This window comes from Corynebacterium lehmanniae (assembly GCF_043161975.1).
GTDB lineage: Bacteria > Actinomycetota > Actinomycetes > Mycobacteriales > Mycobacteriaceae > Corynebacterium > Corynebacterium lehmanniae.
This window is the reverse complement of sequence record NZ_CP170998.1, coordinates 2,256,663-2,268,393: the sequence shown is the minus strand read 5'-3', so window position 1 is coordinate 2,268,393 and position 11,731 is coordinate 2,256,663. Positions and strand designations below refer to the sequence as shown.

At 65.7% G+C, this 11,731-nt stretch carries 12 protein-coding genes; 7 read left to right on the top strand and 5 right to left on the bottom strand.

The window, feature by feature from the left end; genetic code table 11:
* Window positions 1-46: 46 nt before the first annotated feature.
* On the bottom strand, window positions 47-409 hold the full coding sequence (locus ACF3NP_RS10840; RefSeq protein ID WP_239307182.1) for a DUF5318 family protein: 363 nt from the start codon (window positions 407-409) through the stop codon (window positions 47-49).
* A gap of 67 nt (window positions 410-476) precedes the next feature.
* Between ACF3NP_RS10840 and ACF3NP_RS10835 the strand changes: the two genes are divergently transcribed.
* From ACF3NP_RS10835 to ACF3NP_RS10825, 3 genes are all read left to right on the top strand, one after another.
* Complete coding sequence (locus ACF3NP_RS10835; protein WP_311389932.1) at window positions 477-941, top strand: MarR family winged helix-turn-helix transcriptional regulator; 465 nt, start codon at window positions 477-479, stop codon at window positions 939-941.
* A 71-nt stretch (window positions 942-1,012) separates the two neighbouring features.
* On the top strand, window positions 1,013-1,987 hold the full coding sequence (locus ACF3NP_RS10830) for a universal stress protein (protein ID WP_269952725.1): 975 nt from the start codon (window positions 1,013-1,015) through the stop codon (window positions 1,985-1,987).
* Window positions 1,988-1,997: 10 nt separating this feature from the next.
* Window positions 1,998-2,456 (top strand): hypothetical protein, encoded by a 459-nt coding sequence (locus tag ACF3NP_RS10825; protein ID WP_181889313.1) that lies wholly within the window; start codon window positions 1,998-2,000, stop codon window positions 2,454-2,456.
* Here ACF3NP_RS10825 and trhO read toward each other — a convergent pair.
* From trhO to ACF3NP_RS10805, 4 genes are read right to left on the bottom strand one after another with little or no spacing between them, the layout of a single operon-like run.
* A complete protein-coding gene (trhO, locus tag ACF3NP_RS10820) occupies window positions 2,446-3,336 on the bottom strand; it encodes an oxygen-dependent tRNA uridine(34) hydroxylase TrhO (protein WP_239307183.1) in 891 nt (296 codons plus the stop codon). The two genes, ACF3NP_RS10825 and trhO, sit on opposite strands and share 11 nt — an antisense overlap.
* 38 nt (window positions 3,337-3,374) lie before the next feature.
* Window positions 3,375-4,073: a PIG-L deacetylase family protein gene (locus ACF3NP_RS10815; RefSeq protein WP_239307184.1), complete on the bottom strand. Its 699-nt coding sequence runs from the start codon at window positions 4,071-4,073 to the stop codon at window positions 3,375-3,377.
* A 1-nt stretch (window position 4,074) separates the two neighbouring features.
* On the bottom strand, window positions 4,075-4,410 hold the full coding sequence (locus tag ACF3NP_RS10810; protein WP_181889315.1) for a helix-turn-helix domain-containing protein: 336 nt from the start codon (window positions 4,408-4,410) through the stop codon (window positions 4,075-4,077).
* Window positions 4,411-4,464: 54 nt separating this feature from the next.
* A complete protein-coding gene (locus tag ACF3NP_RS10805; RefSeq protein ID WP_392398685.1) occupies window positions 4,465-5,958 on the bottom strand; it encodes a DUF1846 domain-containing protein in 1,494 nt (497 codons plus the stop codon).
* A 25-nt stretch (window positions 5,959-5,983) separates the two neighbouring features.
* On the opposite strand from ACF3NP_RS10805, the gene ACF3NP_RS10800 reads away from it, so the two are divergent.
* The 4 genes from ACF3NP_RS10800 to ACF3NP_RS10785 all read left to right on the top strand — a co-directional run bounded on the left by ACF3NP_RS10800 (window position 5,984) and on the right by ACF3NP_RS10785 (window position 11,530).
* Complete coding sequence (locus ACF3NP_RS10800; RefSeq protein WP_392398684.1) at window positions 5,984-6,790, top strand: Fpg/Nei family DNA glycosylase; 807 nt, start codon at window positions 5,984-5,986, stop codon at window positions 6,788-6,790.
* Window positions 6,791-6,811: 21 nt separating this feature from the next.
* Complete coding sequence (locus ACF3NP_RS10795; protein WP_392398683.1) at window positions 6,812-8,383, top strand: bifunctional ADP-dependent NAD(P)H-hydrate dehydratase/NAD(P)H-hydrate epimerase; 1,572 nt, start codon at window positions 6,812-6,814, stop codon at window positions 8,381-8,383.
* The gene (locus ACF3NP_RS10790) at window positions 8,376-9,332 is read left to right on the top strand and encodes an NAD(P)-binding domain-containing protein (RefSeq protein ID WP_392398682.1); all 957 of its coding nucleotides are present in this window, start codon (window positions 8,376-8,378) and stop codon (window positions 9,330-9,332) included. Before ACF3NP_RS10795 ends, ACF3NP_RS10790 begins: the two co-directional genes overlap by 8 nt.
* Window positions 9,333-9,895: 563 nt before the next feature.
* Window positions 9,896-11,530 (top strand): IS3 family transposase, encoded by a 1,635-nt coding sequence (locus tag ACF3NP_RS10785; RefSeq protein ID WP_392398681.1) that lies wholly within the window; start codon window positions 9,896-9,898, stop codon window positions 11,528-11,530.
* The last annotated feature ends 201 nt before the right edge of the window (window positions 11,531-11,731 follow it).

The following is an 11,731-nucleotide window of genomic DNA, read 5'->3' as shown; positions in this document are numbered from 1 at the left end:
CTACCTACTACATTCCTACCGGACACCCTACCTGCCCAGTTCGGATTCACACTACTGGTACGGCTGTGACTTCTTGTAACAGATGGTTCCACTTGCACGACGGGCACACCTCCACCACGTGGACGGTCAGCGCCCCCACCTCGCCCACGAGTCTGTCTATCTCCTCCTCGCTGCGCGCGGTGCCTGTGCGCCTGCCCAACTTTTCGGAGTAGACCCAGCGCACGTCACGCATCACTTCGCCGCACACGGGGCAGGGCCGGGCGGAATCCTCGCCGTGGTGCTGCGCGGCGGCGCGGAGCAGGAAGTCGGCGTCGCACACCTCGTCGATAGGCAAATGCCCCCGCTTGAGCTCGCGCAGCGTCTGGCGGCGCTGCCACTCGTGGGACACCTCGTGCTCGTACGTGAACATCCCGGCCATCATAACCCCAGTCCTTGCTGCTAAATTTTGAAAAGTACTTGGAAGAAAGAGGTGCACAGTGGCGGCGCACGACGAACCCTCCGCGGAAGCCATGCGGATCGCGGCGGACATCCGCCCCGCGATGACCAGCCTGTACGTGGCGTACTTCCGCAACGCGGAGGACTCGGACCTGACCGGCCCGCAACTGTCCGTGCTGCACAGGCTTGGCTTCAGCGGCCCCACGCGAATTAGCAGGCTGGCCGCCGAGGAAGGCGTGCGCCTGCCCACGGCCTCCAACACCGTCAACCAGCTGGAAAAGCGCAATTTGGTGCGGCGCGTGCGTTCGGTGGACGACCGCCGCGGCGTGTCCGTGGAGCTGACAGATTTCGGCCGCGCTGAGCTGGAGCGCGTCGGCGCAGAACGCACCCGCTCCCTCGCCCAGATGCTCAGCGCGCTGGATGCGGAGGCGCTGGAGAAGCTGGACTCGTTGACCGGGGTCCTCAACGACCTCGCCCGCGCGTACGCCACCGGTTCCGCGGACTAACCGCTTTCCGTCTCCAGGACGGCACATGTTTATGATGTCTGTATTATCTGAAAACTCGCGTATGCGGACATGTGTCAAGGAGGAAGGCCCTGAGCAGCTCCCCCAGCGCTGACAGCGCCCATCTTGCGGACCTTGCCTTTCCCCTGCGCGTGCTTGTGGGCTGGGACGTGGCAAACACCGAGGCAGTGGAGTTCGCCGCGTGGCTCGGCCGCTCGCTGCCGGTGACCGTGCAGGTGATGTCCAGCACCCAGTCCAAATGGACAAAATCCCTGGCCAACGCCACCAAGGGCCGCAAGAAGCGCATGAAGGAGGCGCAGGCCACCTTCGACTCCCGCGTGGAGAAGGCGCTGACGGAGCACATCCCGCGCGAGCAGTGGTCGAAGGACGTTTCCCGCCTCGTGGACAGCAAGGACAGGGTGCGCTCCCTGTACGAGACCGCGAAGGACTTCGGCGCGGACCTGATCCTGATGGGCTCTCGCGCGAAGACGCCGAAGGGCCGGTTCCGCCCGTCCAGCGTTGCGGACGAGATGATGCGCTCCTGCCCCGTCCCGCTGGGGCTTGCGCCACGCGGGGTGAAGCTCTCCAAGAAGGGCATCACCCGCGTGACGTACGCGATCGTGGCGGAGGACGACCCAGCTGAGCCGGAGTTTTCCGGCCTGGACTACGCCACCGCTCTGGCCTGCAAGTTGGGGCTGCCGCTGCGCATTATCGCGTTTTCCCCCACCGCCTACGAGAAGCACACGTCTACCTGGAACGAGCAGACGCTGGGCATGCTCGACCACGCCCGCGACTACGCGTGGGCGCTGGCGGCGGAGGTCGCGCCGGACGTGTGCGACACCTTCCACGTCACCAGCTCCGTCTCGGCGGCGAAGAGCTGGAAGCGCTCCATTGATTCGGTGAAGTGGAAAAAGGGCGACATCATGTTCCTGGGGACCCATCCGTCGCCCCAGTTCACCAGCGTGTTTGTGGGCACGCTGGAAGGCGAGTTCATCCGCTACGCCTCGGTGCCTGTGGTGGTGTGCCCGCACTCCCCGAAGGCGCAGTAGGTTGGGCTCCATGGAGCACCCGGAGAACGACCTTCACTCCCCCGCCGACCGTTTCTCGCGTATGCGGCCCGAGCCGCGCTCCTTCGACGAGCTCGCGGACCAGCCGGATCCGCTGGAGGTGGACCGGAAAAACCGCCGCTCCACCCGCCAGGCGATCACGTTCGCGATGAGCACGGTAGCCGTGACCCTACTGCTGGCGTTCATTCTTGCGGTGATCTCGCGCGCGCAGGGCGGTCCGCTTTGCGACGGCAGCTCCGCCTGGCTCTGCACCGAGTCCTGGCGCACGTGGTGGGCCGTGACCACCTCGATCCCGCCGGTGGTGGGGCTACTGACCTGCGCGGTGATCACCGTGCGCAAGCTCAACCGCTACGAACGCTGGATCCCCTGGATCGGCGTGTTCTGGATCCCGCTGGTGCCCTTCACCATGGCGTGGTTGATTATCACGCTGGGGATCTTGGCTACGCAGTAGCGCGCTGGGCGCACTCCCCGCAGTACGGGTTGTTTTCGCGGCAGTCCTCGCAGCTCAAGTACTGGCGGCGGCACTCCGGCTCGTTGGCGCAGTTGTAGAACTGGTTCGTGGCCGCGCCGCAGTGCACGCAGTGGCCGAGCTGCACGTAGTCCGGGTCGCCCGGCGCGCCGAACTCGGTGTGCATGCGGTCGTCGAAGACGTACAGCGAGCCCTCCCACAGCCCCGAGTTGCCGAACTTTTCGCCGTAGCGGACGATGCCGCCGTCGATTTGGTAGACCTCCTTGAACCCGCGGTTGATCATGAGGCTGGAGAGCACCTCGCAGCGGATCCCGCCGGTGCAGTACGAGATGACGGGCTTGTCCTTCATCCAGTCGTACTTGCCGGAGTCGAGCTCCTTGATGAAGTCGTGGGTGGTTTCCACGTCCGGCACCACCGCGCCTTTGAACCTGCCGATCTCTGCTTCGCGGGCGTTGCGGCCGTCGAAGAACACGGCCTCGGGGTTGTCGGCCACCAGCTCGTTGACCTGCTCCGGGGTGAGGTGCACTCCCCCGCCAACCACGCCATTGTCGTCCACCTTGAGCTCGCCCGGCGCGCCGAAGGAGACGATCTCCTCGCGGGCCTTGACGCTGAGCTTGGGAAAGTCTTCTGCCCCGCCTTCGGACCACTTGAACTCGATGCCCTTGAAGTACTCGCGGGTTTTCTTGGCGTAGGTCTTGCAGGCGCGGATGTCGCCGCCGACGGTGCCGTTGATGCCGTCCTTGGACACGATGATGCGCCCAGTCAGCCCCAGTCCTTCGCACAGGTCCCGCTGCCACAGGCGCACCGCGTCCGGGTCGGCGATGGGCTGGAACTTGTAGTAGAGCAGGATCTTGCTGGTCATGCCTGGCAGTCTATGTCCACCCAGGCCAGCGGGGAAAGTTAGAGGTCGAAGGCTTTGAACGCGATAGCCAGCGGCACTCCCAGCGCTTCCCCGCCCTGCGTGGCCGCCCCGCCGACGATCTCCGCGCCGCTGGGGTGGTCCGGTAGCGCCTGGAAGTACGCCTCGTGGGCGTCCAGCGACTGTGCGCCTTTCTCCACGTGCCGCTGCTCCACCGCCACCGCGACGTCCGGCTCGTGGGCTCCGGTGACCAGCAGCGTTTCCGCCTGGTGGCGCGGGCCCAGCTCCGGGAAGAGGAACTCGTTGCCAGCGTCGCGCGCGGCGTCCACCGCCGCTATGCCCGCCACCCGGTGGTCCGCCTGGTTCAGGCCCCACGGGGCGACAACGCTCCAGTCCTGGGTGAGCACCACGGTGGGTTTGAAGGTGCGGATCTTTCCGGCGATGGCCTTGCGCAGCTCAAGGGTGTGTTCCAGCAGGCCGTCGGTGAAGTCGAGCATCTCCAGCTCCCCTGCGCCGACGATGTCGCAGGCGCGGCGTTGCTCCTTCGCGCGGATCTCGCGCACCTGCACAGGATCCCCGCCCGCGATGCCGTGCTCGCCGTGCGTGAGCAGCAGGTACGCCACCTCGATACCGTCTTCGGCCCATTTGGCCACGGCGGCCGAGGCGCCGTACTCCATGTCGTCGGGGTGGGCGACGACGGCGAGGACGCGTGCGCCGTCGCTAAGCGAAAGCTCCCGCACCTTAACCCCGCTTTTCCTTGAACGCGTGGGCGTCGCGCGTGTACACGCGGCGGTGGGTGCCCACCTTGTGGCCGGGCAGCTTGCCGTCGTCAATGAGCTTGACCACGAACGGGCGCGAGACGCCGAGCAGGTTGGCCACCTGCTGGGTAGTCATCTCCTCGTCCGGTTCGGGCGGGCGCACCAGGCGGCCCTCCGCGAGGTCCTCGAGCAGGTCACGGACCCACACGGCGGTCTGTTTCGGCAGCGTGACGTGGTCTTCTGCGCGCGTGCGCGCCACGGCAAGGTTGTTGTTGAGCTCGGCTAGTGCGTCTTCCACCGGAGATTGCTGTTCCCGCATGCGCTCGACAATAAACCATAACCGAAACGAGCGCAATAGTTAGTATTGGAAAACTTAGCGCTTGTGGTACAGCGCCTTGCGCCAGTACTGCGGCTCCGAGGTGGCCAGCACGCCCAGGTTGCGGAAGATGCCCTCGTCCACGGACCCCAGGATGGTGGTGATGTGCGCGTCGCACCCGCGCAAACTGCGCAAATGCTCCAGCGCCAGCGCCGCGTCCGGGTTGCCGGACGCCGACACGGACAGCGCGATGAGCACCTCGTCGGTGTGCAGACGCGGGTTCACCGAGCCCAGGTGGCGGGTCTTCAGCGTCTGGATCGGCTCGATGGAATCGGGGGAGAGCAGGTGCACGTCGTCGTCGATGCCGGCCAGCAGCTTTAAGGCGTTGAGCAGCACCGCGGCGGACGGTCCGAGCAGGTCGGAGGTCTTGCCGGTGACGATGCGCCCGTCCGGCAGCTCCAGCGCCGCGCCCGGCTTGCCGGTGCGCTCCGCCACCTCGAGCGCGGGCGCGACCACCACGCGGTCCTCCACGGAAAGGTCCGCCTTGCGCATGACGTTGAGGTTGCGGTCGGAGATGGTGGAGTCGGCGTCGGCGCGGCGTTCGTCCACAAGCGCCGCGTAGTAGCGGCGGATGATCTCCTGCTCGGCGGCGTGGCGACACGCGGCGTCGTCGGAGATGCAGTAGCCCGCCATGTTCACGCCCATGTCGGTCGGCGACTGGTACGGGTCCGCGCCGGTGGCCTCCCGCAGCAGCGTCTTCAGCAGCGGGAAAACCTCGATGTCGCGGTTGTAGGAGGAGACCTTCTCCCCGTAGGCGTCCAGGTGGTACTGGTCGATGACGTTGATGTCGTCCAGGTCCGTCGTGGCGGCCTCGTACGCCAGGTTCACCGGGTGCGACAGCGGCAGGTTCCAGATGGGGAACGTCTCAAACTTGGCGTAACCAGCGTCGATGCCGCGTTTGTGCTCGTGGTACACCTGGGAAAGGCAGGTTGCCAGCTTGCCGGAACCGGGCCCCGGCGCGGTCATGACCACCAGGTCGCGGGAGGTTTCCACGTAGTCGTTGCGGCCGAAGCCTTCCTCGCTGACCACCTTCGCGGTGTCGTTCGGGTAGCCCGGGATCATGTAGTGGCGCGCCACCTTCAGCCCCAGCCGGCCCAGGCGCTCCACAAAGGCCTCCACGTTCTGGTTGTGGCCCTCCAGCTGCGTGACCACAACGTTTTCCACCAAAAATCCGCGGTCCCGGAACACGTCCACGAGCCGTAGCACGTCGTCTTCGTAGCTGATGCCCAGGTCAGCGCGCATCTTCTGGCGCACCACGTCGCCGGCGTTGAAGCAGATGACAATCTCCACTTCGTCCTTGATCCGGTCCAGCATGGCGATCTTGTTGTCGGGCGTGAATCCGGGCAGGACGCGGGAGGCGTGGTTGTCGTCGAAAAGCTTGCCGCCCATTTCCAGGTACAGCTTGCCGCCCACCTCCGCGCGCCGTTCCTGGATGTGCTCGGACTGCATTTGGATGTATTTTTCGCGGTCGAACCCGATCTCATACGACATGGGTGCAATAGTACAGTCAGCGACCGTGCCTGAGGGTCATGTCATTCACCGGCTTGCGCGCCGCTTCAACACGGATTTCCGCCCCGCGCCAGTTGCCGCGAGCTCCCCGCAGGGGCGCTTCGAGCCTTCGCTTATCGACGGCACTCCGCTCACCCACGCTGCAGCCCACGGAAAGCACCTGTTTTTGCAGTTCACGGACGCGATCGTGCACGTGCACCTGGGTCTGATCGGGAAGTTCTCCTTTGAGCCCGCCGACACGCTGCGCGGCCAGATCCGACTGCGGCTCGTGCCGGACGGGGGAGCAGGGGAGATAGCCGCCCACCTGCGCGGACCACAGACATGCGCCTACATCACCCCGGCGGAGCAGCAGGCGATTCTGGACGCCGCCGGCGAGGACCCGCTTTCCCCCGCCGCAGACCCGGACGCACTGTTCGAGCGGGTGCGGCGCTCCCGGCGCGCCATCGGCTCGCTGATGATGGACCAGGCCTACTTCGCCGGTGTGGGCAACATCTACCGGGCCGAGCCGCTGTTTCGCCAGGGCATCTCCCCGTTCACCCCGGGCCGGGAGCTGGGCCGTGAGCGTTTCGACGCCATCTGGGCCGACCTGGTCGCGCTCATGGCCGACGGGGTGGCCACCGGGCGCATCGACACAGTGCGCCCCGAACACTTGCCCGAGGCCATGTCGCGCGCCCCGCGGGAGGACGACCACGGGGGAGAGGTCTACGTCTACCGCCGCACCGGCGAGCCCTGCTACGTGTGCGGGCGCTCCGTCGAAAAGCAGCAGTTTGAGGGCCGCAACCTGTTCTTTTGCCCGTCCTGCCAGGCACTTTAGGGCGCGGGTAGGGTGGTGCGCATGCACGCCACGACTTTCACCGCAGACCAGGTCCGGGCCGCGGAAGCACCGTTGCTGGATTCCCAGTCGCACCCCGACGAGCTCATGCAGTCGGCGGCACACGCGGTGTTCGAGGCGGCGAAGGCGATGCTGGGGAACGGTGCAGGCGGCCGCGCTCTCGTGCTCGCCGGGCCGGGCGGCAACGGCGGCGACGCGCTCTACGCCGGTGCCGAGTTGCAGCTCGCCGGCCACAACGTGGATGCGTTGCTGACTGCCGGACACGCCCAAGAGCGGGCCCTTTCGGCGTTCACCAACGCCGGCGGCACTGTGCTGGAACGGCTGCCCGAAGGTTCCGCGGAATACGCCCTTGCCATCGACGGCATCACCGGCATCGGCGGATCCGGCGGGCTGCGCGGGGAACTCGCAGACGTGGTTGCATGGCTGCGGGGCGTGCAGGTTCTGGCTGTGGACGTTCCCTCCGGCGTGGATGCAAACACCGGCGTAGCGGGTGAGCTGCACGTTTCCGCCGATGCCACCGTCACGTTCGGCGGGTGGCGACGCGCCCACGCGCTTGCCCCGGAGTGCGGGGTGCAGCTGCTCGCGGACATCGGCCTGCCGGGGCGCCCGCTGCACAGTGCGCTGTTGGAAACCCTGCCCGAATGGGCGCATGAGGGACCCGCACTAGTGCTCGCCAACCGGGCCGTGCCAGGCCCCGGCCATTGGCCCAGTAGTCTCACCCCGCTCCGTGCCGCGTCGGTCCGCCCCGTCGAGCCGGGCCCTTACGACGACAAGTACAGCGGGGGAGTAGTGGGCGTCCGCGCAGGTAGTGACGGGTATCCGGGTGCCGCGCTACTCGCCGTGTCTGGTGCTGTACACGCCTCGCCGGCAATGGTGCGCTACGCCGGTCCGCAGGCCGCTGAGGTGGTGCGGGCACATCCGGAGGTCGTCGTCACGCAAACGCTCGAGGATGCGGGACGGGTGCAGGCCTGGGTGTTCGGCCCTGGCGCCGGCACCGACAAGGCGGCCGCCGCTGAGCTCTCCTGGATCTTGCGCCAGGAGGTGCCAGTGCTCATCGACGCCGACGGCCTCACCCTCCTCGCCGAACACCCTGACCTGCGCCAACAGGTGGCCAAACGGCAGCAGACTACAGTGCTCACGCCCCACGACGGCGAGTTCGCGCGCCTCCAGAAAGCGGCCGGAGTTGCCGCGGGAATCCGCTTCGAAGAGACACTCGCCCTCGCTGCAACGCTGTGCGCGACCATCGTGCGCAAGGGCCGAATCACCCTGGTCGCGCCGGAGGACGAGCCGCACCTGATCCACGCCGTCGACGCCGGCCATTCTTGGGCTGCGACACCCGGCTCCGGCGACGTGCTCGCTGGCATCATGGGTGCGCACCTGGCGCTGGCTGCGGCACGCACCCCATACGCCGACGCCGCCATAGCCGCCACAACCACCGGGGCGGTGACCGTCCACGCGCTCGCAGCGTCACTCGCCGCCGAGACCCCGTTCGGCCCCGCCACCGCGCCGGCTAGCCGCATCGCCGAATTTGTCCGCCCCGCGACCGCGCTATGCACCCGGGACACCCATGCTTGACGCCGTCGTTGTCGGCGCCGGCCAGTCCGGCCTGGCCGTGTCGTACTACCTGCGTAAATATGGCGCTTCGTTTGTTGTTCTCGACGCCTCCGATGAGCCCGGCGGGGCATGGCCGCACTACTGGGACGCACTGACTCTGTTCTCCCGCGCGGAGTTTTCTAACCTGCCCGGCTGGCCCATGCCCCACTACGACGGCTACCCGCCGCGCGATCACGTCGTTGAGTATTTGTCCGACTACGAGCAGCGCTACGACCTGCCCATCCGACGAGGTGAGCGCGTCAAACACGTGCATCACGACGGCTCCGCTTTCCACCTCAACGGCCACTCCACCCGCAATGTGGTGATGGCCACCGGCATCTGGTCCGCACCGTTTGTGCCCTTCATCCCCGGGTCGTTCGCGGGGGAGCAGGGGCACTCGGCTCAGTATCGGCGGCCGGAGGATTTCGCCGGGCAGCGCGTCGCTGTCGTCGGGGGCGGAAACTCCGGTGCGCAGATCGTCGCGGACCTCGCACTCGGCGGGGTGGACGTGCAATGGTTCACCCGCCGACCGCCCGCGTTCATGCCGGAGGATGTCGACGGCGAGCAGCTTTTCCGCCGTAACCGCGAGCGCTTCGTCGCCATCTCACGCGGCGAGGACGATCCCGGAGGCGCCGATTTCGGCGGCGACATCGTCCTCGTCCCCGAAGTCCGCCGGGCCCGATCACTCGATCTGCTGGACGCCGAACCCATGGTCGAGTCGTTGGACGAGCTCTCGGATTTCGACGCCCTGATCTGGGCCACCGGCTTCCGCCCCGCACTGTCTCCCGTGCGGGGGTTGGAGCGCGGCCTGGACACGCCCGGCCTGTTCGTCCTGGGCTTCGACTCGCTCAACGGCCCCGGCGCCGGGACCATCGGCGGTGTGAGCCCCTTCGCCCGCGACATCGCCCGGCGCATCGCGAGCAAGGGCTAGCGCGTCCGCCCCATAACCGCGGATCCAGCTATCAGGTCCTCAACAATCGCTGTTTTACGCCGAATAGCTGGGCCCTTGTAGCTGGAAACAGCCCACCGACCCAGACATCCCGGCTCGAATTTGGTGGGTGCGGACCAATAGTTGGTCCCTGCTTGATTGTCCACAATGCGGAGTTGTGGAGTCCGCAAGCTCAGCACCGATGACACCAACATCGAAACCGCCATCCGCGCCTTGCTCCTCAAATCGTTTGTCCGCAACCAATAGTTGGCCCACCTCCAGTTGTCCGCACTGCGGAGTTGCGGAGTCCGCAAGCTCGAGCAAAAGCACCGCACAGATGCTGTGACCGCCCGCCCCATAGCCGCGGATCCAGCTATCAGGACCTCGACAATCGTCGTTTTGGGAGCGCGGACAAAAAGTTGGAGTGTTGGGGGCTGGAAGGTATTCCGATGCCCGCAGGGTTTCCATCTGATATCCGCGATGGTGCGGTTGAGAGGTTTTTGGCTGGGTCGTCTGCCCGTGCGGTCTGCGACTGGGCTGAAGACGTATGTGGTCGCCGACCGTCGGTGGCCACGGTCGGCAACTGGGTTGCAGCCAGACGTCGCGGCCAGTTGTTTGATGGCACGCGACGCGCCTACGACGCTGAGACCATCGCAAAAGTTGTCGCACGCAGGTTGACCTCGCAGGCGACAGTGCGTGACATTGCCGTGGAGTTCGATGTCCACGACACCGCGGCACTGACCTGGACGAAGCGGTTTTGGCCCGACGATGACGAACGCGATTCGGCAGCGTCGATGACTTTCGACGAGGCCTATGCGGCGACAATGGAACGCGTGAGCAAACACCGCAAAGTCCAACGCAACCATCAGCAGCAGCGAGTCGATGAGGCAGCCAATGCGAAGAAACCACCCCGGCCAGTCAACGAGTGGCTGCCAGGGCCTGGGCCGATAGACGATATCGCTGATTTACCCAGTGACATGGACGAGCTGAAAAAACTCGTTGTTGAGATGCGCGACCGGGAAACGGTCAAAGACGCCATTATCCACGTGCTCATGAGCGATGGTGAGCCACGGGGAAAAGACAACGTCCGCGACGGTGAGTCGCGGGGAAAAGACGACGTCCGTGACGGTGAGCTGTCCACCGCGGCGAAAGCCGCAGTGGTGGTTGCCCTCACGGACGCCCACGAGTTTTCCATCGCTCGAGCATGCGCGGTCGTTGGGATTGCGCAGTCGACGTTTTACTACCACCGACACAAACACACGCAGGTAGTGCAACAGCGCGAACAGCGCCACGCTGCACTCAAACCGCTGATCTTGCAGGCAGCCGCCGAATCCGGGCAAAGCTACGGCTACCGGCGCATCCACGCCTGGTTAAAGATCATGGGGCATACAGTGTCGGAAAAGATCGTGCGCACCCTCATGAAAGAGCTTGGGTGCCGCCCACCGGCGAAGGCGTCGGGCAAGTACTCCTCCTACACCGGTGAAACCGACCACAAACCAGCAAGCCTGCTGCTGATCACCCCACCCGACAGCAGCGACGGGGATGCGGATTCGGATGTGGCCCGGCCGGTTGTTGCACCGTCGCAGTATTTCATCGACCACGCCGACACTCAGGGGCTTACCCACGATTTCCACGCAGATGCCCCGTGGGAGAAAATCGGCACCGACGTCACCGAAATCCACTGCCCAGACGGCAAATTGTTCCTGTCGGCAGCGATCGATTTCTACGACGGGATGCCGATTGCGGTCACCATGTCGACGTCGCCGAATCACGACCTGGTCGCTGAAATGATCGCGCGAATCGACGAGGTCAAACCAGACGGTGCGCAACCGATTATCCATTCCGATCGTGGTGGGCTCTACCGCAGTGAACGCTGGGTCAGTCTGATTACCGACCACACCCACAACATCTTGGATTGCCCCGACTGCGAGGCCGATACATGGTGCGGCAACCGGTGGCGCTACATCCCGTCACTGTCACGCAAGGCCACCAGCGGCGACAACGCGCGCACCGAAGGCTTCTTCGGCACGATGAAACAAGAACTGCTCAAAGGCAGGCCTGTGGTGTCAACGATGACGGTGGCGCAGATGCGCGACTATATTGACACCTACATCGACTTCTACATCCACAGACGATTGAAGTCGACACTCGGCGACGGCTACACCACCATCGCCGAACACCGACAAGCACTGAGTGCATAACAACGAGACAAAGTCCCCCAAACGCACTCCAAAAATTTGTCCGCATCCCCTTTTATGCCGAATAGCTGGAACCTTGTAGCTGGGAACAGCCGACTGGACCTCGGCCCCCACAGTAGCCGGGCCCCCGGCTGCCGCCCCCTTGACCCGACCAGCTACCGCAAACAGCAGAAACCGCAAAAGAGAACGCCCCCCCCCCCCGAC